Here is a 22671-nt window from a genome sequence, read left to right as displayed (position 1 = left end):
CAAACGTAGGAGCGAGCGCAGCTCGCGATGCGCCGCGCGGGCGGCGCTCGGGCTCACGGCCAGCGCAACTACCACGGCGAGAGCATCTACCTTAGGTCAGGCTGGCAATGATCGACCGGTAGCTGTTCATGCGCTGCGGCTTGATACGTCCATCATCCAGGGCCTTGAGCAGTGCGCAGCCCGGTTCGCGGTCATGCTTGCAGTCGCGGAAGCGGCAAGTACCGAACAGGTCGCGGAACTCGATGAAACCTTCTTCCACGTCGGTACGGCTGACGTGACCCAGGCCGAACTCACGGATGCCCGGTGAGTCAATCAGGTCGCCGCCATTGGGGAAGTGGTACAGGCGGGCGGTGGTGGTGGTGTGGGTACCCTGGCCTGACCACTCCGACAGGTCGCCCACGCGCGTGCCGGCATCGGGCAGCAGGCTGTTGACCAGGGAAGACTTGCCCACGCCCGACTGGCCAACGAACACACTGATGTGGCCGTCGAGCGTCTGCTGCAGGCGCTGCATGCCGTCGCCCTGGTGCGCGGATACCTCCAGCAGCGGGTAGCCCAGTTCGCGGTACACCTCAAGTAACTGGTGCAGGCCGGGGTCGTTCTGTTCGTCGATCAGGTCCGCCTTGTTCAGCAGCAACAACGGACGCAGGCCTGCGTGTTCTGCGGCCACCAGGTAGCGGTCGATAAGGTTGGGGTGTGGCTCGGGGGCGGGTGCGAAGACGATGACGATAAGGTCGACGTTGGCCGCCACCGGCTTCAGCTGCCCATGGTTGTTGGGCCGGCACAGCTCGGTGCTGCGAGGCATCTGCGCCACGATCACGCCGATACCCTGGTTGCCCGCCCGCCAGACTACCCGGTCGCCGGTCACCAGTGCTGGCAGGTTGGCCCGCAGGTGGCAGCGGAACACCTGGCCGGCGGTGTCGCCGTCCTGGGCTTCCACTTCGACCTGCACGCCAAAGTGCGCAATTACCAGGCCCAGTTGTTCCGGCCCCAGGTCACCACCTTCCAGTTCGTGCAGCACGTGCTGCTCACGCTTGGCTGCACGGGCAGCGCGTTCGTTCTGGATTTTTTCGATACGCCAGTTCTGACGGCGGTTGAGCTGGCGTTTGGCCATGAACGCTCCGTAGGAGAGCCCCACGCGGGGCGTTGAAATCGGCAGGCAGTCTAGCACGTCGGCCCCACGGCCTGTGCGCTTGGCTTTTTGACCGGTACCGGGGCGTCTGGGCTAAAATGAGCGCCTATTCGAGGAGCGCCCCATGCAAAACCCACAGAACCTGATCTGGATCGACCTGGAAATGACCGGCCTGGATCCGGACAGCGATGTCATCATCGAGATGGCCACCATCGTCACCGACAGCGACCTGAATACCCTGGCCGAAGGCCCGGTGATCGCCATCCACCACAGCGATGAGGTGCTGGCGCGCATGGACGACTGGAACACCCGTACCCATGGCGCTTCGGGCCTGACCCAGCGGGTGCGCGAAAGCACGGTCAGCATGGCCGAGGCCGAGGCGCAGACCATCGCCTTCCTCGAACAGTGGGTGCCCAAGGGCAAGTCGCCGATCTGCGGCAACAGCATCTGCCAGGACCGCCGCTTCCTTTACCGTCACATGCGCAACCTGGAAAACTACTTCCACTACCGCAACCTGGACGTGTCCACGCTGAAGGAGCTCGCTGCACGCTGGGCGCCAGAGGTGCGCGACAGCTTCGTCAAGGGCGGCACCCACCTGGCGCTGGACGACATTCGCGAGTCCATCGCCGAGCTGCGCCACTATCGCGAGCACTTCATCAAGTTCTGAGCATCAGCCAGCAGACCGAAGGCGGCGTTTGCCGCCTAACGCTTGCCACTTGCCACTTGCCACTTGCCACTTGCCGCTTGTCGCTTCAAGGAACGTGCTTCATGTTGTTGATGCTTTACCTGATCGCCATCACCGCTGAAGCGATGACGGGCGCGCTGTCTGCCGGGCGTCGTGGCATGGACTGGTTCGGTGTGGTGCTGATTGCCTGCGTGACGGCACTGGGCGGCGGCTCGGTACGGGATGTGCTGCTTGGCCATTACCCGCTGACCTGGGTCAAGCACCCTGAATACCTGGTGCTTACCAGTTGCGCGGCACTGTTCACCATCTTCATCGCACCGATGATGCGCCGCCTGCGCTCGTTGTTTCTGGTGCTCGATGCCCTGGGGTTGGTGGCGTTCACGCTGATCGGCTGCATGACTGCCCTGGAAATGGGGCAGGGCATGTTGGTGGCGTCGATCAGCGGGGTCATCACCGGGGTGTTCGGCGGGATTTTGCGGGATATCTTCTGCAACGATATTCCTCTGGTCTTCCGCCGCGAGCTGTATGCCAGTGTGTCGTTCGCAGCCGCGTGGTTCTACCTGGGGTGCGTGTATTTCAACGTGCCTGCCGAGCAGGCCATGCTGCTGACCTTGTTCGGCGGGTTCCTGGTGCGGTTGCTGGCCATCCGTTTTCACTGGGAAATGCCCAAGTTCCACTACAACGACCAGCAATAGGCCATTTTCAGGCCTGATGCCTCAGGCTTGGGCACGGGGCTATTGAATGTGGTGCTGGGCCAATGCCCACGCCACATGCTCACGCACCAGCTCCGAGCCATCGTCACGGCGTGCCTTCAGCGCCTCGATCACCGGGATCGTCGACGGCGCATTGCCCAGCCCCACTGCCAGGTTGCGCAGCCAGCGCTCGTACCCCGCCCTGCGCAAGGGGCCGCCCTCGGTCTTGCGCAGGAAGGTTTTCTCGTCCCACAGAAACATCTCGGCCAGTTCGGCATTCTCCAGCCCATGGCGTGGCTGGAAGTCCTGCTCGCGGGTGGCTTTGGCAAAGCGGTTCCAGGGGCACACGATCTGGCAGTCGTCGCAGCCGAATACCCGGTTGCCCATCATGGGGCGCAGCTCCACCGGTATCGGGCCTTTCAGCTCGATGGTGAGGTAGGAGATGCAGCGGCGCGCGTCCAGCACGTACGGCCCGACGAAAGCCTGGGTCGGGCAGATGTCCAGGCAGGCCTGGCAGCGCCCGCAGTGCTCGCTGGTGGTGGCCGGGTCCACCGGCAGCGGCAGGTCGACGAACAGCTCGGCAAGAAAAAAGTAACTGCCGGCCTTGCGGTTGAGCAGCAGGGTGTTCTTGCCAATCCAGCCCAGCCCGGCCTGTTCGGCCAGGGCTTTTTCCAGCACCGGGGCGCTGTCGACAAAGGCCCGGTAACCCAACGGGCCGATGGCCTCCTGGATGCGGTCGGCCAGAAACTGCACGCGCTTGCGCACCAGCTTGTGGTAATCGCGGCCCAGGGCATAGCGGGAGACGTAGGCTTTTTCGGGCTGGGCCAGGCGCTGCGCCATCTGCGTGTCGCCAGGCAGGTAATCCATGCGCAGCGACACCACCCGTACCGTGCCGGGGATCAACTGCTCGGGGTGGGCGCGCTTGCTGCCATGGGCGCCCAGGTACTCCATCTCGCCCTGGTAGCCAGCATCAAGCCAGCGCTGCAGGTGGTGTTCGTGTTCACCAAGGTCGACCCCGGCGATGCCTACGTGGGCAAAGCCGAGTTCCTGGCCCCACATCTTGATCGATTGGGCCAACTGTTCGAGGTCGGGTGTGGAGGCGGGCATGGATGGGCAAGCAATACGGGCTCAGGTGCGTATAATTCTGCCAGACTTTGGAGCTTTTGACCCCATGCCACAGACCAAACACCCAAACCCTGCCCCGCAGCTGCTCAGCAGCCTCACCGTCGCGCACCTGCCGCCGCGGCCTGCGCAGGCCCATAAAGGCGACTTCGGCCATGTGCTGGTGGTAGGCGGCGACCTGGGCACCGGGGGCGCTGTGCTGCTTGCCGGCGAGGCGGCGCTGCGCTGCGGGGCAGGGCTGGTCAGCCTTGCAACGCGCCCGGAGCACGTTGCCGCAGGCCTCGCCCGCCTGCCTGAAACCATGTGCCTTGGGGTGCAGTCGGCCAACCAGCTGATGGGCGTGCTGGAGCGCGCCTCGGTGCTGGTGGTGGGCCCTGGCCTGGGGCAGGCGGGGTGGGGGCGCAGCCTGCTGTCGGCGGTGGCCAATGCCGACCGCCCGCAGGTATGGGATGCCGACGCCCTGAACCTGCTGGCCAGTGCGCCCCTGGCGCTGCCCAGCGGCAGCGTGCTCACGCCGCACCCGGGGGAGGCTGCGCGGCTGCTGGGCATTTCTACCGAAGCGGTGCAGGCCGACCGGCCGGGGGCTGCGCGCAAACTGGCGCGGCGCTACAACAGCGTGTGCGTGCTGAAGGGCGCCGGTACCTTGGTGGCCGACCCGGATGGGCAACTGATGCTTTGCGACCGTGGCCACCCGGCCATGGCCGGCGCTGGCCTGGGCGATGTACTCAGTGGCGTGCTGGCCGCGCTGCTGGCGCAGGGCCTGAGCGCCTGGGAAGCCGCAGGGCTAGGGGTGTGGCTGCACGCCCGTGCCGGTGAACGCCTGGGCAGTGAAGGCCGGGGGCTGGCAGCCAGTGACCTGATACCTGTCATTCGTTATTTGTTGGAGGAGCACAGCGCGTGCCTGGCTTAAACCTGTTTCTGGCCGACGAAGCGGCCACTGTCGCCTTCGGCGCACACCTGGCTACTGTCACCGGTGGCTGCGGTGTGATTTTTCTTGAAGGGGACCTGGGGGCGGGCAAGACCACGTTGTCACGTGGCCTGATCCGTGGCCTGGGCCATACTGGTGCAGTGAAAAGCCCGACGTTCACCGTTGTCGAACCCTACGAGATCGGTGATGTCCGAGCTTTTCACTTCGACCTTTATCGGCTGGTCGATCCAGAGGAGCTTGAGTTCATGGGCATTCGTGACTATTTCGAGGGGGACCCACTGTGCCTGTTCGAGTGGCCACAAAAGGGTGCGGGCGTTTTGCCAAAGCCCGACCTGACCATTACCATAAGCCCCCAAGCTGGCGGACGCTCGCTTGACCTGTCGCCGCAGGGCGCTCGCGGCGAGGCCTGGTGCGTGGCACTGGCCGAACACTATAAACAGTAAGTGGGGTAGGTATGCGCATACGCGCACTGGTCGCCATCGTTGGGCTGCTGCTGACAACGGTGACCGTTGACGCTCTGGCCGTCACTCAAGTCAAGAGCGTGCGCCTGTGGCGCGCGCCGGACAACACACGGCTGGTTTTCGACCTGTCTGGCCCCGTGCAGCACAGCGTCTTTACCCTGAGCGCACCGGACCGGCTGGTTATCGACATCAATGGCGCGACACTGGCCGCCCCGTTGAAGGTTGCCACCTCCAACACGCCAATCAGCAGCGTGCGCTCTGCCCAGCGTACCCCTACCGATTTGCGGGTGGTGGTCGACCTTAAAAAGTCGGTCACCCCCAAGAGCTTCACCTTGGCGCCCAACGCACAGTATGGCAACCGCCTGGTGGTCGACCTGTATGACCAGGAAGCCGACGCCATCGCCGCCACTGCGCCGCCGCCGGCTCCACCACCGGTGCAGGCGCCGGCAACCACCCCGGCTGTGCCGGTGACGCCCACGCAGCCTGCCATCAAGTTGCCGCCGGTACCCAGTGGCAAGCGCGACATCGTGGTCGCCATCGACGCCGGTCACGGGGGCGAAGACCCTGGCGCGTCCGGGTCCAGTGGTCAGCATGAAAAAGATATCGTGCTGCAGATCGCCCGCGAGCTGCAACGCCAGATCAGTGCCGAAAAGGGCTTCCGGGCCGAACTGACCCGTACGGGCGATTATTTCATCCCGTTGCGCAAACGCACCGAAATCGCGCGCAAGAAAGGCGCCGACCTGTTCATTTCGATCCATGCCGATGCCGCGCCGTCCCGCGCTGCCTTCGGCGCATCGGTGTTTGCGTTGTCTGACCGTGGCGCCACGTCCGAAACCGCACGTTGGCTGGCCGACACGGAAAACCGCTCCGACCTGATCGGTGGTGCAGGCAACGTCAGCCTGGATGACAAGGACCGCATGCTGGCGGGTGTACTGCTGGACCTGTCGATGACCGCCACGCTCAGCTCCAGCCTTAACGTGGGGCAGAAGGTGCTGGGCAACATGGGGCGCATCACATCGCTACACAAGCAGCGGGTCGAGCAAGCGGGCTTCATGGTATTGAAGTCGCCCGACATCCCTTCGATTCTGGTGGAAACCGGGTTCATCTCCAACAATGCCGAGGCCGCCAAGCTGTCGACCCGCAGCCATCAGCAGGCGCTTGCCCGTTCGATCCATACCGGCGTGCGCCAGTACTTCCAGCAAAACCCGCCGCCAGGCACCTATATCGCCTGGCTGCGTGACAGCGGCAAGATCGCCCAGGGCCCACGTGAGCACACGGTGCGCCCCGGCGAGACTCTGGCCATGCTGGCTGTGCGCTACCAGGTCAGTGTGAGCAGCCTGCGCAACACCAATAGCCTCAAGACCGATGAACTGAAGGTGGGCCAGCGCCTGGACATCCCTGCTACCACGTTGGCCTCGCAATGAGCGGCGGTTCACGCATCCAGCTGCTCAGCCCGCGGCTGGCCAACCAGATTGCGGCGGGTGAGGTGGTCGAGCGGCCTGCCTCGGTCGCCAAGGAACTGCTGGAAAACAGCCTGGACTCCGGGGCCCGTCGTATCGACGTGGAGGTGGAGCAGGGCGGCGTGAAGTTGTTGAAGGTGCGCGATGACGGCGGCGGGATTTCTGCCGACGACCTGCCGCTGGCGCTGGCACGGCACGCCACCAGCAAGATCCGCGAACTGGAAGACCTCGAAGGGGTGCTGAGCCTGGGCTTTCGGGGCGAGGCGCTGGCCTCGATCAGCTCCGTTGCCCGCCTGACCCTCACCTCGCGTACCGCCAGTGCCAGCGAAGCCTGGCAGGTGGAAACCGAAGGCCGTGAAATGACCCCGCGGGTGCAGCCGGCGGCTCACCCAGTGGGCACGTCGGTGGAAGTGCGCGACCTGTTTTTCAATACACCGGCCCGGCGCAAGTTTCTCAAGGCCGAAAAAACCGAGTTCGATCACCTGCAGGAAGTGGTGCGCCGCCTGGCGCTGGCGCGTTTTGATGTTGCCTTCCACCTGCGCCACAACGGCAAGAGCATTCTCAGCCTGCACGAGGCCCATGACGAAACGGCCCGTGCGCGGCGGGTGGGCGCCATCTGTGGCCCGGGCTTCATGGAGCAGGCGCTGCCCATCGAGGTAGAGCGCAACGGCCTGCGCTTGTGGGGCTGGGTTGGGCTGCCGACGTTCTCGCGCAGCCAGGCCGACCTGCAGTATTTCTTCGTCAATGGCCGTGCGGTGCGCGACAAGCTGGTGGCCCACGCCGTGCGGCAGGCTTACCGTGATGTGCTGTTCAATGGCCGGCACCCCACGTTCGTGCTGTTCCTTGAGCTTGAGCCCAACGGCGTCGACGTCAACGTGCACCCCACCAAGCACGAAGTGCGCTTCCGGGAAGGGCGTTCGGTGCACGACTTCCTCTACGGCACCTTGCACCGCGCCCTGGCCGATGTGCGGCCAGAGGACCAGTTGGCTGCCCCGGCTGCCTTGCCCGAGGTTGTGCGCCCCACCGGCCAGCAGGCTGGCGAATTCGGCCCGCAAGGTGAAATGCGCCTGGCAGCTGCGGTGCTGGAACTACCCCGTGCCCAGCCGTCGTTCAGCAACGGGGGCAGCGGCGCCGGCTACCAGTACCAGTACACGCCGCGCCCGTCGCAGCCGTTGCCCGCCGCTGAGGCACAGGCGGTGTACCGCGAGTTCTACAAGCCGCTGGCCGAAGGCGCCACTGCGCCTGCCGCACTGCCGGAGAGCCAGGGTGATATTCCGCCGCTGGGCTATGCCCTGGCGCAACTCAAGGGTATCTACATCCTGGCCGAAAACGCGGTCGGCCTGGTGTTGGTGGACATGCATGCAGCCCATGAACGCATCATGTATGAACGGCTGAAGGTGGCCATGGCCAGCGAAGGCCTCAGCGGCCAGCCGTTGCTGGTGCCCGAAACCCTGGCCTTGAGCCAGCGCGAAGCCGACTGCGCCGAGGAACATGGCCAGTGGTTCCAGCGGTTGGGCTTCGAGTTGCAGCGCCTTGGCCCGGAAACCCTGGCGATTCGCCAGATCCCGGCACTGCTCAAGCAGGCGGAGGCCAACCGCCTGGTACAGGACGTACTGGCCGACCTGATGGAATACGGCACCAGCGATCGCATTCAGGCGCACCTCAACGAACTGCTCGGCACCATGGCTTGCCACGGTGCCGTGCGTGCCAACCGGCGCCTGGCGATCCCGGAGATGAACGCCCTGCTGCGTGACATGGAAAACACCGAGCGCAGCGGCCAGTGCAACCACGGGCGCCCTACCTGGACGCAGATGGGCCTGGATGACCTGGACAAACTCTTTTTGCGCGGCCGATGACATGAGTGGCAAGCCCCCTGCAATCTTCCTGATGGGCCCGACGGCGTCCGGCAAGACCGACCTGGCCATCGAGCTGAGCAAGGTCATGCCCTGTGAACTGGTGAGCGTTGATTCGGCGTTGGTATACCGGGGCATGGACATCGGCTCGGCCAAGCCGTCCAAGGCTGTGCTGGCGGCTCACCCGCACCACCTGATCGATATTCGCGACCCTGCCGAAAGCTACTCGGCGGCGCAGTTTCGCGCCGACGCCCTTCAGGTCATGGGCGAGATCACCGCGCGGGGCAACATCCCGCTGCTGGTGGGCGGCACCATGCTCTACTACAAAGCCTTGATCGACGGCCTGGCGGACATGCCGGCAGCGGACGCCCAGGTGCGCGCCGAGCTGGAAGCCCTGGCGCAGGCGCAGGGCTTGGCGGCGCTGCACCGGCAACTGGCCGAGGTCGACCCGGAGTCAGCTGCCCGCATTCACCCCAACGACCCTCAGCGGTTGATCAGGGCGCTTGAGGTGTACCGGGTCAGCGGCCAGAGCATGACGGCCCATCGCCAGCGTCAATTGGCTGAAAGTAGCGGCGCAGACGCAGGCGCGGGCGGCCATTTGCCCTATACTGTCGCGAGTTTGGCGATAGCGCCTACAGATCGTCACATTCTGCATCACCGAATTGCGTTACGATTTTCACAGATGTTGGAACAGGGCTTTGTCGACGAGGTCCGAATGCTGCGAGCCAGAAGTGACTTGCACGCCGGGTTGCCGTCTATACGGGCTGTGGGGTATCGGCAAGTCTGGGACTACCTGGACGGCACACTGGATGAGAATGAGATGCGCGAGCGCGGTATCATTGCCACCCGGCAGCTGGCCAAGCGGCAGTTCACCTGGTTGCGTGGCTGGCCGGGCGTGCAGTGGCTCGACAGCCTTGCCTGCGACAATCTGTCCCGCACCTTGAAATACCTTGGGGCCATCTCCATATTGAGCTGAGTCCCTGCTGATTGCCGTCTATCCTTGCGATGGGCGGCCCAATTTATCGTTTTTTCAGATTTTCCAATTATTTATCCTTACAGGAGTGCGGCATATGTCAAAAGGGCATTCGCTACAAGACCCTTACTTGAACACCTTGAGAAAAGAAAAGGTTCCGGTTTCGATCTACCTGGTCAACGGTATCAAGCTGCAGGGCTCGATCGAATCCTTCGACCAGTTCGTGGTACTGCTGAAAAACACCGTCAGCCAGATGGTCTACAAGCACGCCATTTCCACTGTCGTACCTGCCCGTCCGGTTCGTCTGCCAAGCCCGTCCGATTCCGAGAACGGCGACAGCGAGCCAGGCAACGCCTGATAGGAGCCTGCATTGTTCTTTGAGCGCCACGGTGGTGGTGAACGGGCCTTGCTCGTTCACTTGGAAGGTCAGAACCCTGAGGCGCGTGAAGACCCGCAGGAGTTTCAGGAGCTGGCGCTGTCGGCAGGTGCCGACATCGTCTCGCTGGTCACGGTGACAAGGCATCAGCCTTCCGCCAAATACCTGATTGGCAGTGGCAAGGTCGAGGAATTGCACGACCTGGTCCATGCCGAACAGGTAGACCTGGTGATTTTCAATCACACCCTCACGCCCAGCCAGGAGCGCAACCTCGAGCGCGTGTTCGAGTGCCGTGTGCTCGACCGCACCGGGCTGATCCTCGATATTTTCGCCCAGCGGGCGCGTACCCATGAAGGCAAGCTGCAGGTCGAACTGGCCCAGCTGGAGCACATGAGTACCCGTCTGGTACGCGGCTGGACGCACCTTGAGCGGCAAAAAGGTGGTATCGGCCTGCGCGGGCCGGGTGAAACCCAGCTGGAAACCGACCGCCGCCTGCTGCGGGTGCGCATACGCCAAATCAAGTCACGCCTGGAAAAGGTGCGCAGCCAGCGTGAGCAGGCGCGTCGCGGCCGCAAGCGGGCAGACATCCCCTCGGTTTCGCTGGTGGGCTACACCAACGCCGGCAAGTCCACGCTGTTCAACGCCTTGACCCAGTCCGAGGTGTACGCCGCCGACCAGCTGTTCGCCACGCTCGACCCAACCCTGCGCCGCCTGCAACTGGACGACCTGGGGCCAATCGTATTGGCCGACACGGTGGGCTTTATCCGCCACTTGCCGCACAAGCTGGTCGAGGCTTTTAGGGCTACGCTCGAAGAGTCGAGCAACTCCGACCTGCTGCTGCACGTCATCGATGCCCATGAGCCCGAGCGCATGGAGCAGATCGAGCAGGTGCTGGCGGTATTGGGAGAGATTGGCGCCGAAGGCTTGCCGATCCTCGAGGTGTATAACAAACTCGACCTGCTTGAAGATGTCGAGCCGCAGATCCAGCGCAATGCCGACGGCAAACCCGAGCGGGTCTGGGTGTCGGCACGCGATGGGCGTGGCCTGGAGCTGGTTGGCCAGGCGATTGCCGAGCTGCTCGGCGATGATCTGTTTGTTGGCACCCTGTGCCTGGAGCAGCGTTTTGCCCGCTTGCGCGCGCAATTCTTTGACCTGGGCGCGGTGCAGAGTGAAGCGCATGATGAAGAAGGGCGCAGCCTGCTGAGTGTGCGGCTGCCCCGGGTCGAGCTCAACCGCCTGGTCAGCCGGGAAGGCATGGAGCCGCAAGTGTTTGTCGAGCAACACACTTTGCAATAAATGCTCGTCGACGTCGCCGGGCAGCAATGACAGGCATTCTGTAGCATTGGACGGCGCGCCGTGGGCGCGTCTTTGCTTTATCAGATGGAGAGCGCTATGGCTTGGAACGAGCCGGGTGGCAACTCGAACAATCAGGATCCCTGGGGCGGTCGCCGCGGTAATGGTGGCGGCGGCGGTGGCGGTGACAAAAAAGGGCCACCGGATCTGGACGAGGCCTTCCGCAAACTGCAGGACAGCCTGAATGGCATGTTCGGCGGTAATAAAAAACGTGGCGGCGGCGGTGACCGCAATGTCGGCAAGGGTGGTGGCCTGGGCCTGCTGGGCATCGGCCTGGCCGTGCTGGCTGCCATCTGGCTGTATAGCGCTGTCTACGTGGTCGACGAGCAGGAGCAGGCCGTGGTGCTGCGCTTCGGCAAGTACTATGAAACAGTCGGCCCCGGCCTGAACATTTACTTCCCGCCTATCGATCGCAAGTACATGGAAAACGTCACGCGTGAGCGTGCCTACACCAAGCAGGGCCAGATGCTGACCGAAGACGAGAACATCGTCGAAGTGCCGCTGACCGTGCAGTACAAGATCACCAACCTGCAGGACTTCGTGCTCAACGTCGACCAGCCTGAGGTGAGCCTGCAGCACGCGACCGACAGTGCCCTGCGCCATGTGGTGGGTTCCACTTCGATGGACCAGGTGCTGACCGAAGGCCGTGAACAGATGGCCGTGGATATCCGCGAACGCCTGCAGCGCTTCCTCGACAACTACCGTACCGGCATCACCGTGACCCAGGTCAACGTACAGAGCGCGGCAGCCCCGCGTGAAGTGCAGGAAGCCTTCGATGACGTGATCCGTGCCCGCGAAGACGAGCAACGTGCCCGCAACCAGGCCGAGTCCTACGCCAATGGCGTGGTACCCGAGGCCCGTGGTCAGGCCCAGCGCATCATCGAGGACGCCAACGGCTACCGCGACGAAGTCATTGCCCGTGCCAAAGGTGAGGCCGACCGCTTCGTCAAGCTGGTCACCGAATACCACAAGGCGCCTGACGTGACCCGCCAGCGCCTGTACCTGGAGACCATGCAAGAGGTTTACAGCAACTCGAGCAAAGTCATGGTGGCCACCAAGGACGGGCAGAACAACCTGCTCTACCTGCCACTGGACAAGATGGTCGAAGGCAGCCGCAACCCCGCCGCGCCAAGCAGCGGCGTATCGTCGGCGAATGATGCAGCCGCCGCCCGTGCGGCGCAGGACACGCAACAGCAACAGCAACCGCTGCGCACTAGGGAGAGCCGCTGATGAGCAACCGATCGCTGATCGCCCTGATCGTCGCTGTGGTACTGGGTATTGTGGCCTGGAACAGCTTCTACATCGTGGCCCAGACCGAACGGGCAGTGCTGCTGCGCTTCGGTAAGGTGGTCCAGGCGGATGTCCAGCCTGGCCTGCACGTGAAGATTCCGTACGTGAACCAGGTGCGCAAGTTCGACGCACGCCTCATGACCCTTGACGCCCCCACCCAGCGGTTCCTGACCCTGGAGAAAAAAGCGGTGATGGTCGATGCGTACGCCAAATGGCGCGTCAAGGACGCCGAGCGCTTCTACACCGCCACTTCCGGCATGAAGCAGATCGCCGACGAGCGCCTGTCCCGTCGCCTGGAAAGCGGCCTGCGTGACCAGTTCGGTAAACGCACCCTGCACGAGGTGGTGTCCGGTGAGCGTGACGCGTTGATGGCAGACATCACCGCTTCGCTTAACCGCATGGCCAACAAGGAGCTGGGTATCGAGGTTGTCGACGTTCGCGTCAAGGCCATCGACCTGCCGAAGGAAGTCAACCGCAGTGTGTTCGACCGCATGAGCACCGAGCGTGAGCGTGAGGCCCGCGAGCACCGCGCCAAGGGTAACGAGTTGGCAGAAGGCATCCGTGCCGACGCTGATCGCCAGCGCCGCGTACTGCTGGCCGAGGCCTACCGTGAGGCCGAGGAAACCCGCGGTGACGGTGATGCCCAGGCCGCTGCCATCTACGCCAAGGCCTACACCCAGGACGCCGATTTCTACGCGTTCTACCGTAGCCTGCAAGCGTACCGCGACAGCTTCTCGAGCAAGAGCGATGTACTGGTCCTGGACCCGAAGAACGAGTTCTTCCGCTTCATGGACAAGAGCCGGCCCTGAGGCTCGCTCGGGTTGGTGCCCCGCCTGGCAGCTAAAACGCCTGGCGGGGTGCATCCTGAATGAAAACGGGTGTATCATGAGTCAGCCGGGAAATTTCCCGGCTTTTTTGCGTCTGCAAGGTTGATTGGCACGCGCCGGTTGACGGTTTGCTCAGCTCGCAAGGCAATTCGAGGGTATCGGGTACGGTGGCTGCGCTGGGATCAGTGCTGCCCGTTGCTGTGCGCGATACCGGCTTTACTGATGGCTGGCCTGCGGGCGGCCGCCCGGACCAGAGGGGAAATGGCGTAATGGCAACGGTAGACCGCTGGCTGCTGCCAGATGGCATCGAGGAAGTACTGCCACCTGAGGCTGCGCGCATCGAAATCGCGCGGCGCCAGGTGTTGGACCTGTTCCAGAGTTGGGGCTACGAACTGGTCGTCACCCCGCATATCGAGTACCTGGAGTCGCTGCTCACCGGCGCCGGCCAGGACCTGGATCAGCGCACCTTCAAGGTGGTGGACCCGCAGTCCGGCCGCCTGATGGGCTTCCGCGCCGACTTCACCCCGCAAGTGGCACGCATCGATGCCCATACCTTGCGCCGTGAAGGCCCAAGCCGCCTGTGCTACGCCGGCAGCGTGCTGCATGCCCAGCCGCGGGCCTTGTCCACCTCGCGCAGCCCGATCCAGTTGGGCGCAGAGCTGTACGGCGATGCCAGCCCCACCAGTGACGTCGAAATCATCAGCCTGATGCTGGCCACGCTGCAACTGGCCGATGTGCCCGACGTGCACATGGACCTGGGCCACGTGGGCATCTACCGCGGCCTGGCCCGTGCTGCCGGGTTGTCCGGCGCTGTGGAACAGCAACTGTTCGACGCCATGCAGCGCAAGGCTGTGGATGAAGTGCAGGCCTTGACCGCCGACTTGCCCAAGGACCTGGGCAACATGTTGCGCGCGTTGGTCGAGTTGTGCGGCGGCCGCGAGGTGCTGGCCGAGGCCCGCGTACGCCTGGGCCGTGCTCCGGCCAGCGTACTGACCGCGCTGGACGACCTGCTGGCGATCGCGGATCGCCTGGCGTCGCGCTACCCGGCCCTGCCGCTGTACTTCGACCTGGGCGAGTTGCGCGGTTACAACTACCACACGGGTGTGGTGTTTGCGGTGTTCGTGCCGGGCGAAGGTCAATCGATCGCCCAGGGTGGGCGCTATGATGACATTGGCGCTGATTTCGGTCGGGCGCGCCCGGCCACTGGTTTCTCCACGGATTTGAAGACCCTGGTCACACTGGGGCGAGCGGAGGTCGTATTGCCCACGGGCGGCATCTGGATGCCGGACAGTGGCGATGCGGCCCTCTGGCAGCAAGTCTGCCAGTTGCGCAACGAGGGCCAGCGAGTGGTCCAGGCGCTGCCTGGCCAGCCGTTGAGTGCTGCCTTCGAAGCGGATTGTGATCGGCAATTGATTCAGCAAGACGGGCGCTGGCAGGTTCTGCCGCTGGCCCAGTGAGTTTCTGCGTCGGCAAAGGCCGGCAACCAAGTTTGCGTGAATGAGGACCAATGTAATGGGTAAGAATGTCGTCGTCCTGGGCACCCAATGGGGTGATGAGGGCAAAGGCAAGATCGTCGATCTGCTGACCGAACATGCTGCCGCCGTAGTGCGCTACCAGGGTGGCCACAACGCGGGCCACACCCTGGTGATCAACGGTGAAAAGACCGTTCTGCACCTGATTCCGTCCGGCATCCTGCGTGAAGGCGTGCAGTGCCTGATCGGCAACGGCGTGGTCGTTGCCCCGGATGCACTGATGCGTGAAATCACCAAGCTGGAAGAGAAGGGCGTACCGGTGCGCGAGCGCCTGCGCATTTCCCCGGCTGCACCGCTGATCCTGTCGTACCACGTGGCGCTGGACCAGGCCCGTGAAAAAGCCCGTGGCGAAGCCAAGATTGGCACCACCGGCCGTGGTATCGGCCCCGCTTACGAAGACAAGGTGGCACGCCGTGGCCTGCGCGTGGGCGACCTGTTCCACCGTGAGCGTTTCGCCGCCAAGCTGGGTGAGCTGCTGGACTACCATAACTTCCAGCTGGTGAATTACTACAAAGAGCCTGCCATCGACTTCCAGCAGACCCTGGACGAGTGCATGGCCTATGCCGAACAGCTCAAGCCGATGATGCTCGACGTCACCGCCGAGCTGCACAAGCTGCGCCGTGCCGGCAAGGACATCATGTTCGAAGGCGCCCAGGGCTCGCTGCTGGACATCGACCACGGTACCTACCCGTACGTCACCAGCTCCAACACCACCGCCGGCGGTATTTCCACCGGCTCCGGCGTTGGCCCGATGTACCTGGACTACATCCTCGGTATCACCAAGGCCTACACCACGCGCGTGGGCTCTGGCCCGTTCCCGACCGAACTGTTCGATGAAACTGGCGCTACCCTGGCCAAGCGTGGCCATGAGTTTGGCTCCACTACTGGCCGTGCCCGCCGTTGTGGCTGGTTCGACGCCGTCATCCTGCGCCGCGCCATCGACGTCAACAGCATCTCGGGCATCTGCCTGACCAAGCTGGACGTGCTCGACGGCCTGGACACCATCAGCATCTGCGTAGGTTACAAAGATGCCAACGGCGAAGTGATCGAAGCACCGACCGACGCCGACAGCTACATCGGCCTGCAGCCGGTGTACGAGCAACTGCCGGGCTGGAGCGAGTCGACCCTGGGTGCCAAGACCCTGGAAGAACTGCCTGCCAATGCGCGCGCCTACATCACCCGCATCGAGGAGCTGATTGGCGCGCCGATCGACATCATCTCCACCGGCCCGGACCGCAACGAAACCATCGTGTTGCGCCATCCGTTCGCCTGATCGGCCTGCCAGGTTGACCTGACGCCGCGTCCCTGCAAGGGGGCGCGGCGTTTTTCATTGTGCAATGCCTGTTGCGGCCTCTGCGCGACTGTACCCGCGCCCGCAGATTGCTCAACCTTGGCGCTTATCCCCGCTGCCCCGGCACAACCCTTGCTGTAAGAAATATCTGTCGATGCCATCAAAATAGTGGCGCCAGAAAACACGAGGGTTACACCGTGTCTGCCATCCTCTCACTGTTACGAAGCCGCCTCTTGCGGCCTGTCTTTGTGGCCCTGGGTATCGCCCTTTTGGTGCAGGTACTGGTGGCTGTTGCCCTCACGCGAAGCACAGTCACAGCCCTTGAGGCCGACCTGAGCGAGCGGCTCGGCCAGGACAGCCAGCAACTCACTGGCGACCTGGAGCAGGCCGGGCAAGATGTCCGCGCCGGCCTTGACGGGTTGTCCAGCAGTACCCGCCAGCGCTTGAGTGCAGGCCTTTCGGAGCGCCTGCAGGCCGAACAGCAGCAACTGCGCGCCACCCTCGAAAAAAGCCTGAGGGAATCGGCCAACGATATGGCCGAACTGCTGGCTTCGGTGGCACCTCGGGCCATCTGGGACAACGATGTACCGGTGCTTTCCGATTTCGCCCGGCGTGCCCAGCGCAACCCCAACGTGCTGTTCGTCATCTACGACGACGCCCAGGGCCAGCACCTGACCCGCTACCTGAACCGGCAAAACCCCATCAACCAGGCCCTGATGGAAAAGGGGCAGGGTGAGCGTGCGCTGGACAAGGTCATCGAGGCGGCCCGCCGCGACCCGGCTGTGTATGTGGTAGAGGCACCCATCAACCCCAATGGTGCGGAGATCGGCAAGGTACTGATGGGGGTGTCGACAGCGGGCATCGACCAGCAGCTGGCGGCCCTCGACCAACGTTTCGCTGCATTGATCGCCAGTGGTGAGCAACTGGTGGGCGACAGCCTGGTGGGCGCTGCAGCCGACAGCGGCAAGACCTTGCGCGAGCGCCTGGAGAAGGCGCAAGGCAGCGCCGCCGCGATGCAGGCCAATACCGCCCAGACGGTTCGTGATGCAGCAGGCGAGCTGCGCTGGCGCATTGGCCTGGGCCTGGTGCTGGTAGGGCTGGGGGTATTGCTGGTGGTGGCCGTGGTGCTGGGCCGGCGGGTGGTGAGCAAGCTGCGCCTGCTGATTGCGGCGCTCGACGACCTGGCAGCCGGGGAGGGCGACCTGACCAAGCGGGTGCGTATGGACAGCCGTGACGAGATCGGCGACATGGCCTCGGCCGTGAACCGTTTTGTCGACAAGTTGCAGCCCATCGTTCGCGAGGCCGGTGAGGTGGCCCAGCGCACCGGGGTGGAGATCGGCGCCATGGCCCAGCGTAACGCCGGTGCCGATGCGGCTGCCGCGCTGCAGCGTGATGAAGTGGCTGCCAGCCTGCGCGACTTGTCGAGCATGGCCGACGAGGCCCAGGCCGAAAGCCATGCGATGCAAGCCGCGCTGCAGCAGGTGGTGGATATCCGCCAGGCGACCGATGAAAACACCCGCACCTCTACCCAGTTGGCCGGCCTGATCGAGAACCTGGCCGGCCAGGTGGATGCGGGCTCCCAGGTAATCGAAAGGCTGGCCAAGCAGAGCGAGCAGATCGAGGTGGTGCTGACGGTGATCCATGGCATCGCCGAGCAGACCAACCTGTTGGCCCTGAACGCCGCCATCGAGGCCGCGCGTGCCGGTGAAACGGGCCGGGGCTTCGCCGTGGTCGCTGACGAGGTACGCGCCCTGGCGAGCAAGACCCAGAGCTCTACCGGGGACATCCAGGCACATATCGCCGCCTTGCAGAAGGGTGCCAAGGAAGCCGTCGCTACCATCAGCCAGGCGGGGGTGAAGGCCAATGAAGGGTTGCTGGTGCTGCGTGACAACGAGCGCCGTCAGCAGTCGGTACAGGCGGCGGTGGAGCAGGTGCACGCGGCCATCGGTTTGGCTACCCGTGCGGCTGAACAACAGGCGAGTGGGGCCCAGGCGGTGCGGGGGCGGGTGGAAACCATCCACGTCCAGGCGGAGCGCTCGGCCGAGGTGGTGATGCAGACCACCGCCAGCAGCAAGGTACTGGATGACCTGGCGGCTCAGTTGCGGGCAAGTTTGGGCCAGTTCCGTGCCTGAGCTATCCCAGGCACCCACGCCACCCCTGGGAGCAACTGTCTTCCACAAGATCTCAAAGCTAGCGCAATCACTGTGGGAGCGGGTTTACCCGCGAACGCCGGCGAAGCCGGTGCCATGCACCGCGCTGCCTGCTTCGCGGGTGAACCCGCTCCCACAGGATGGGGGTTCACCGGTGAAGGCGCCTGGTCAGGCGGAAGCGCCCAACTGGCCTTGGTCGCAGCAGGGCTGCGGGGCGTTGGCGGCTGAAGTACCAGACGAAGAAGGTCACCAACGAGACAGACAGCAGAATCAGGCTCCCATAGAGGCACCCACACTGCTAGTCAGAAAAATTGCGCAATCCTTGTAGATGAAACTGTCTTCCACAAGATCTCAAAGCTGGCGCAATCACTGTGGGAGCGCGCCGCGCTATGCCTGACGTTGTGCGCTGGTCAGGCCTTGTTCAGATACATCCGCGTAGTCAGCAAATACACCGGCAACCCCGACACCACAATCAGCAGCGCCGCATACGGCGCCGCTGCCGCGAACTCGACATTGGCCGTGTGCGCCCAAACCTCGGTGGCCAGGGTAGTCATGCCGGTCGGGCTTAGCAGTAATGTGGCGGTCAGTTCCTTCATGGCATCCAGGAACACCAAGGCAAAGGCGGCCGCCATGGCGGGGAAGATGATCGGCAACGTAACCCTGCAAAATGCCGTGAAGCTGCTCGCGCCCAGCGTTCTGGCGGCCTCTTCAAGCGTCGGCGAGGCCTTGTTCAGCGCGGTGCGTACGGGTGACTGGGCAAGCGGCAGGAATAGCAGCGCATAGGCCAGCAGCAGCAGTGCCGACGTCTGGTACAGCGCCGGCACGTAGTGCAGGGCGAAGAACACCAGCGTCAGGGCGATCACCAGCCCGGGCAGGGCGTGCAGCAGGTACGGCAGGCGCTCTGCCCAGATGGCCAGGCGGCCTTTGTAGCGCACCACCAGGAAGCTGATCGGCAAAGCCAGCAGTACGCAGAAGCCCGCGCCGCCCAGCGATACCGAAAGCGATGTGAACAGCGCCTTGGAGATGGCTGCTACTGGGAAGGCGGCCGACGAACCCACACTCAACCAGTAACCGAGCATCGCCAATGGGATGCCGCTGCCCAGTACCGCCAAGCCCAGGCAGAACAGCTGCGCGGGCAGTGCCCAACCGCCCAGCCGAACAGGTTGCGCCCGGCGCGCCACGCCCTGGCCGATGCGCACATGGCGAGCCTTGCCGCGTACACGCAGTTCCAGCCACAGCATCACCAAGCACATTGCCAGCAGCACTGCGGACAGCATGGCGGCATTGGCGTTGCTGAACTCCAGTTCGAACTGTTGGTAAATCGCCGTGGTGAAGGTCTGCAAACCGAGGATCGAAAGGGCGCCGAATTCCACCAGCATGTGCAAGGCAATCAGCAGTGCGCCACCGAGCATCGACGGCCAAAGCAGTGGCAGGGTGACCTTGAGGTACACCCCCCAGCGGCTGCAGCCCAGGGTACGCGCCGACTCTTCCAGGGAGGTGTCGAGGTTGCGCAGGGTGGCTGCCACGGGCAAGAACACCAAGGGGTACTTTGACAGGGCCATCACCAGGATCGCCCCGCCCAGGCCTTCGAAGTCCGAGCTCAGCGATACCCAGGTGAAGCTGCTGACAAAGGATGGCACCGCAAAGGGCAGGCACAGCACTACCCCCCAAAGCCTGCGACCGCGCAGGTTGCTGCGCTCGAGCAGCCAGGCCAGCGCCAGGCCCACCACCATGCAGGTCAGCGTTACACCCACCATCAGCAGCAGGGTATTGCGCATCAACCCCCATACGAAGGGCCGCCACAGCAGGTGCAGCGCCTCTCGCCAGCCGGCTTCCCAGGCCTTGATGGCCACGTAGAGCAAGGGCAGCAGGCTCATGGCGACCAGGAACAGTACGGGCAGCACCACCCAGACAGAGGGGCGCTTGCGGCGCGGCACGAAGCGTACCGGCGCCGGCTGGGTCAAGGCGGCAGTCATCAGAGCAGGCCGACCTCACGTTCAAGTTCGATCGCTTCCTCTGCGTTGCCCAGGTCGGCTGGCGATATCTTAGGTGGGCGCAGGTCTTCGAACGGCTTGAGGCCGCGGTCAGACACCATGCCTTTGTGCAGTGGGTACTCGGCGGTGGTCTGGGTGATCACCCGCTGGCCTTCTTCGCTGGCCATCCAGTTCAGCAAGGCCTGAGCCTCCTTGGGATGTTTGCTGGCCTTCACCGCCGCAGCACCAGAGATGGTCACCAGGTTGCCGGCATCGCCATCGGCCAGGTAGTGCAACTTGGAGTCCAGCTTGCCGCGCTCGCGCTCCAGGGCGTACCAGTAGTAGTTGTTCACCAGCACCGCAGCCACTTCACCTTTTTCAACGGCCTTCAGCGCCACCATGTTGTTGGTGTAGGTCTTGCCGAATGCTTTCAGGCCCGTGAGCCATTCTTCGGTGGCCTCGCGGCCATGCATCTTGAGGATGGCCACGGCCTGCTCCTGGAATGCACCGCTGGTCGGCACAAAGCCGACGCGCCCGTCCCATTCCGGGTCGGCAAAGTCCATTACCGTGGTGGGCAGGTCTTTCTCGTCGATCTTCTTAGGGTTGAACACCACCACACGGGTACGGGCGGTAACGCCCATCCAGCTGCCGTTGGCGGCCACATATTCCTTGGGCAGCATGTTCAGGGTAGCGTCGTCGATCTTGGCCAGCAGGCCCAGTTCGCCCAGGTTGTTCAGCGGCGGCGACTCTTCGGTGTAGATGATGTCGGCGGGCGAGCGGTCGCCTTCCTCGATGATCTGGCTGGCCAGCTGGTTACTGCTGCCTTTGCGAATATTGATATGGATGCCGGTCTTGGCCTCGTAGGCCTTGGCGATGGCTTCGCCGATTTCCTTGTGCTGACCGTTGTACATGGTCAGGGTGACCGGGGCGTCTGCCATGGCGGCCGGAGCGCCGATGACCAGGCTCAGCACGGCGGCAGCCAGGGTGCGCATCAGCGGTTGCGGGCGGATCGTCATGCGGGTACTTCCTCGCTTACGGCTACATATTTGGAAACAATGGTAAACGAAATCGTTTCTCAAGTGGCCACGTGAGAAGAAATTCATGGTTGTGTGCTGCCATCACTTACAGGCAACCACTGCCGTCACCGGCGCCACCGGGTACCTCAGGCCATCCTCCTGGTGAACATCCGCGAACCCGGCATTGCGCAGCCGCTGCGCCAGTTCGCCGGCTGGCAATACATGCCGCCCTTGCATGCGCATATGCAGGTAATAAGGCAGTACCCGCGCTGCCGTGTGCCGGTTGCGTGGCACTTCGGCGTGGCAGCACATCAGCACACCGCCGGGGTTGAGCGCCGTATGAAGTCGGCGTATCAGCCCATCGAGGTCACGGGCGAAGTGGAACACCGACGAGCACCAAATCAGGTCATAGCCACTGCCAAACCCGTCATGGTCCAGATCACCACCAATGATATTCAGGCGCTTCTCCAGCCCGGCGCGCAGAATATTGTCCTGGGCAACGGCGGCGGTTTCGGCGAAGTCGAACACCGTGCCCTGCAATGCCGTGAACCGTTCAACGAGGGCGATGGCAACCAGGCCTGGCCCGCCGCCCAGGTCCAGCATGTGTTTCAGGCGCGTGGCGTGCGGCAGCCGGTCGACCAACTGGCACGCAACGTCGGCTGTCACCGCTTGCTGCTCCTGGGCGATCTGCACCCGCGCTGCCTCTGCCCAGCGGCGAGCCATCTCTGGGCCGGGCGCTGTAGCCGGCGGCAGGCCGTTACGTAGCGCCTGCTCCAGGGGCGCGCCTGCCTGGCGCAGTACCTGGTGTCGAAACAGCAGGGCGTCACCGCAGTAATCATGCGCGCTGCGGCTCAGGTAACGGCGGGCTGTGTCGCCATTGCGGTACTGGTTGCCTTGCTCATCACGTTCCAGCAGCCCTTGGGCCCAGAGCATTTCCAGCAGGTAGCCCGTGTTGAAGGGCTCAAGGTCCAGCGCCTTGGCCAATTGCGCGGGGGCAGTGAAGTGCTGCAGGTGATCGAACAGTTCAACCGTGAGTGCCGTGCGCAGGGCGTCGGCGGCCAGGCCTGCCAGTTGCAGGTCCCAGCAGGCTTGAAGCGGGTGAGGGGTAGTCAGGTCCATGCTCATCGCAGGCTCGCTCCATGAGAGAAAGCCAGATGCTAGATGAGAATGATTCTATATTGCAAATCCGGCTGGACATTACAAAACCAGCAGGCAAGAAAAAACCCACTAGCAAGCTAGTGGGTTTTTGTATGGTGCCCAGGAGAAGACTCGAACTTCCACGACCGTTAAGTCACTGATACCTGAAACCAGCGCGTCTACCAATTCCGCCACCTGGGCAAAGCTTTACATCGTCTGGTGAAGGCGACTATTGTTCGCTTCACACAGTAGTAACAGATCCTTGGTCATCTATTACTTGAAAATCTTGGTGCCCAGGAGAAGACTCGAACTTCCACGACCGTTAAGTCACTGATACCTGAAACCAGCGCGTCTACCAATTCCGCCACCTGGGCACACATTCGAGATAAAAGATGCTTTACAGCGCCGTTCATCTCTACTACA

The 22671-nt window shown here is 63.6% G+C and carries 19 protein-coding genes and 2 tRNA genes; 14 read left to right on the top strand and 7 right to left on the bottom strand.

Translation table 11 applies throughout. From position 1 onward, the window contains the following. Positions 1 to 91: 91 nt before the first annotated feature. Positions 92 to 1111, bottom strand: coding sequence for a small ribosomal subunit biogenesis GTPase RsgA (rsgA, locus tag IAE38_RS19305; protein ID WP_201218738.1), 1020 nt, complete (start codon positions 1109 to 1111; stop codon positions 92 to 94). 142 nt (positions 1112 to 1253) lie between these two features. Between rsgA and orn the strand changes: the two genes are divergently transcribed. Then, complete coding sequence (orn, locus tag IAE38_RS19300) at positions 1254 to 1796, top strand: oligoribonuclease (protein WP_028631843.1); 543 nt, start codon at positions 1254 to 1256, stop codon at positions 1794 to 1796. A gap of 101 nt (positions 1797 to 1897) precedes the next feature. Then, positions 1898 to 2509: a trimeric intracellular cation channel family protein gene (locus tag IAE38_RS19295; RefSeq protein WP_028631842.1), complete on the top strand. Its 612-nt coding sequence runs from the start codon at positions 1898 to 1900 to the stop codon at positions 2507 to 2509. Positions 2510 to 2548: 39 nt separating this feature from the next. Here the strand turns inward: IAE38_RS19295 and queG are convergent, their stop codons facing one another. Beyond that, complete coding sequence (gene queG / locus IAE38_RS19290) at positions 2549 to 3613, bottom strand: tRNA epoxyqueuosine(34) reductase QueG (protein WP_201218736.1); 1065 nt, start codon at positions 3611 to 3613, stop codon at positions 2549 to 2551. A gap of 64 nt (positions 3614 to 3677) precedes the next feature. On the opposite strand from queG, the gene IAE38_RS19285 reads away from it, so the two are divergent. The 12 genes from IAE38_RS19285 (at position 3678) to IAE38_RS19230 (ending at position 18104) form a co-directional block, all read left to right on the top strand. After that, positions 3678 to 4538 (top strand): NAD(P)H-hydrate dehydratase, encoded by an 861-nt coding sequence (locus IAE38_RS19285; RefSeq protein ID WP_028631840.1) that lies wholly within the window; start codon positions 3678 to 3680, stop codon positions 4536 to 4538. Next, positions 4526 to 4999 (top strand): tRNA (adenosine(37)-N6)-threonylcarbamoyltransferase complex ATPase subunit type 1 TsaE, encoded by a 474-nt coding sequence (gene tsaE / locus IAE38_RS19280; RefSeq protein ID WP_201164697.1) that lies wholly within the window; start codon positions 4526 to 4528, stop codon positions 4997 to 4999. The genes IAE38_RS19285 and tsaE overlap by 13 nt, the downstream gene beginning before the upstream one ends. 11 nt (positions 5000 to 5010) lie before the next feature. Then, complete coding sequence (locus IAE38_RS19275) at positions 5011 to 6441, top strand: N-acetylmuramoyl-L-alanine amidase (RefSeq protein WP_028631838.1); 1431 nt, start codon at positions 5011 to 5013, stop codon at positions 6439 to 6441. Continuing rightward, the gene (gene mutL, locus IAE38_RS19270) at positions 6438 to 8333 is read left to right on the top strand and encodes a DNA mismatch repair endonuclease MutL (RefSeq protein ID WP_201218734.1); all 1896 of its coding nucleotides are present in this window, start codon (positions 6438 to 6440) and stop codon (positions 8331 to 8333) included. The genes IAE38_RS19275 and mutL overlap by 4 nt, the downstream gene beginning before the upstream one ends. Before the next feature lies 1 nt (position 8334). Next, positions 8335 to 9306 carry a tRNA (adenosine(37)-N6)-dimethylallyltransferase MiaA gene (gene miaA / locus IAE38_RS19265; RefSeq protein ID WP_201164695.1) on the top strand — a complete coding sequence of 324 codons (972 nt, stop codon included), beginning with the start codon at positions 8335 to 8337 and terminating at the stop codon, positions 9304 to 9306. A 94-nt stretch (positions 9307 to 9400) separates the two neighbouring features. After that, the gene (gene hfq / locus IAE38_RS19260; protein ID WP_060480687.1) at positions 9401 to 9661 is read left to right on the top strand and encodes an RNA chaperone Hfq; all 261 of its coding nucleotides are present in this window, start codon (positions 9401 to 9403) and stop codon (positions 9659 to 9661) included. Positions 9662 to 9673: 12 nt separating this feature from the next. After that, positions 9674 to 10975, top strand: a complete 1302-nt coding sequence (gene hflX / locus IAE38_RS19255; RefSeq protein ID WP_201164694.1) for a ribosome rescue GTPase HflX — start codon at positions 9674 to 9676, stop codon at positions 10973 to 10975. A gap of 96 nt (positions 10976 to 11071) precedes the next feature. Next, a complete protein-coding gene (gene hflK, locus IAE38_RS19250) occupies positions 11072 to 12262 on the top strand; it encodes an FtsH protease activity modulator HflK (protein ID WP_201164693.1) in 1191 nt (396 codons plus the stop codon). Beyond that, complete coding sequence (hflC, locus tag IAE38_RS19245; RefSeq protein WP_028631832.1) at positions 12262 to 13131, top strand: protease modulator HflC; 870 nt, start codon at positions 12262 to 12264, stop codon at positions 13129 to 13131. The genes hflK and hflC overlap by 1 nt, the downstream gene beginning before the upstream one ends. Before the next feature lie 287 nt (positions 13132 to 13418). Continuing rightward, the gene (locus IAE38_RS19240; protein ID WP_201218732.1) at positions 13419 to 14606 is read left to right on the top strand and encodes an ATP phosphoribosyltransferase regulatory subunit; all 1188 of its coding nucleotides are present in this window, start codon (positions 13419 to 13421) and stop codon (positions 14604 to 14606) included. A gap of 55 nt (positions 14607 to 14661) precedes the next feature. Then, a complete protein-coding gene (locus IAE38_RS19235; protein ID WP_060480686.1) occupies positions 14662 to 15954 on the top strand; it encodes an adenylosuccinate synthase in 1293 nt (430 codons plus the stop codon). Positions 15955 to 16169: 215 nt separating this feature from the next. Further along, a complete protein-coding gene (locus IAE38_RS19230) occupies positions 16170 to 18104 on the top strand; it encodes a methyl-accepting chemotaxis protein (protein WP_201164691.1) in 1935 nt (644 codons plus the stop codon). A gap of 428 nt (positions 18105 to 18532) precedes the next feature. Here the strand turns inward: IAE38_RS19230 and IAE38_RS19225 are convergent, their stop codons facing one another. The 5 genes from IAE38_RS19225 to IAE38_RS19205 form a co-directional block, all read right to left on the bottom strand. Next, on the bottom strand, positions 18533 to 20098 hold the full coding sequence (locus IAE38_RS19225; protein ID WP_028631828.1) for an ABC transporter permease: 1566 nt from the start codon (positions 20096 to 20098) through the stop codon (positions 18533 to 18535). After that, positions 20098 to 21111 (bottom strand): extracellular solute-binding protein, encoded by a 1014-nt coding sequence (locus tag IAE38_RS19220; protein ID WP_201218730.1) that lies wholly within the window; start codon positions 21109 to 21111, stop codon positions 20098 to 20100. The genes IAE38_RS19225 and IAE38_RS19220 overlap by 1 nt, the downstream gene beginning before the upstream one ends. A 102-nt stretch (positions 21112 to 21213) precedes the next feature. Further along, a complete protein-coding gene (locus tag IAE38_RS19215; protein WP_201218721.1) occupies positions 21214 to 22236 on the bottom strand; it encodes a methyltransferase domain-containing protein in 1023 nt (340 codons plus the stop codon). Positions 22237 to 22362: 126 nt separating this feature from the next. Further along, positions 22363 to 22449: transfer RNA gene (locus IAE38_RS19210), tRNA-Leu, on the bottom strand. An 86-nt stretch (positions 22450 to 22535) separates the two neighbouring features. Continuing rightward, a tRNA-Leu gene (locus IAE38_RS19205) sits at positions 22536 to 22622 on the bottom strand. Positions 22623 to 22671: the final 49 nt, after the last annotated feature.

Origin of the sequence: Pseudomonas sp. S32, from assembly GCF_016648095.1 — a bacterium.
In the GTDB taxonomy this organism is placed as follows: Bacteria; Pseudomonadota; Gammaproteobacteria; order Pseudomonadales; family Pseudomonadaceae; genus Aquipseudomonas; species Aquipseudomonas parafulva.
Note: the sequence above shows the minus strand (reverse complement) of the source record. Positions and strands in the feature narration are given on the sequence as shown.

Excerpts from the sequence above, each read along its gene's own strand:
- rsgA (WP_201218738.1), bottom strand. The coding sequence starts at position 1,111 with ATGGCCAAACGCCAGCTCAACCGCCGTCAGAACTGGCGTATCGAAAAA.
- orn (WP_028631843.1), top strand. The coding sequence starts at position 1,254 with ATGCAAAACCCACAGAACCTGATCTGGATCGACCTGGAAATGACCGGC.
- IAE38_RS19295 (WP_028631842.1), top strand. The coding sequence starts at position 1,898 with ATGTTGTTGATGCTTTACCTGATCGCCATCACCGCTGAAGCGATGACG.
- queG (WP_201218736.1), bottom strand. The coding sequence starts at position 3,613 with ATGCCCGCCTCCACACCCGACCTCGAACAGTTGGCCCAATCGATCAAG.
- IAE38_RS19285 (WP_028631840.1), top strand. The coding sequence starts at position 3,678 with ATGCCACAGACCAAACACCCAAACCCTGCCCCGCAGCTGCTCAGCAGC.
- IAE38_RS19275 (WP_028631838.1), top strand. The coding sequence starts at position 5,011 with ATGCGCATACGCGCACTGGTCGCCATCGTTGGGCTGCTGCTGACAACG.
- mutL (WP_201218734.1), top strand. The coding sequence starts at position 6,438 with ATGAGCGGCGGTTCACGCATCCAGCTGCTCAGCCCGCGGCTGGCCAAC.
- miaA (WP_201164695.1), top strand. The coding sequence starts at position 8,335 with ATGAGTGGCAAGCCCCCTGCAATCTTCCTGATGGGCCCGACGGCGTCC.
- hfq (WP_060480687.1), top strand. The coding sequence starts at position 9,401 with ATGTCAAAAGGGCATTCGCTACAAGACCCTTACTTGAACACCTTGAGA.
- hflK (WP_201164693.1), top strand. The coding sequence starts at position 11,072 with ATGGCTTGGAACGAGCCGGGTGGCAACTCGAACAATCAGGATCCCTGG.
- hflC (WP_028631832.1), top strand. The coding sequence starts at position 12,262 with ATGAGCAACCGATCGCTGATCGCCCTGATCGTCGCTGTGGTACTGGGT.
- IAE38_RS19240 (WP_201218732.1), top strand. The coding sequence starts at position 13,419 with ATGGCAACGGTAGACCGCTGGCTGCTGCCAGATGGCATCGAGGAAGTA.
- IAE38_RS19235 (WP_060480686.1), top strand. The coding sequence starts at position 14,662 with ATGGGTAAGAATGTCGTCGTCCTGGGCACCCAATGGGGTGATGAGGGC.
- IAE38_RS19225 (WP_028631828.1), bottom strand. The coding sequence starts at position 20,098 with ATGACTGCCGCCTTGACCCAGCCGGCGCCGGTACGCTTCGTGCCGCGC.
- IAE38_RS19220 (WP_201218730.1), bottom strand. The coding sequence starts at position 21,111 with ATGACGATCCGCCCGCAACCGCTGATGCGCACCCTGGCTGCCGCCGTG.
- IAE38_RS19215 (WP_201218721.1), bottom strand. The coding sequence starts at position 22,236 with ATGAGCATGGACCTGACTACCCCTCACCCGCTTCAAGCCTGCTGGGAC.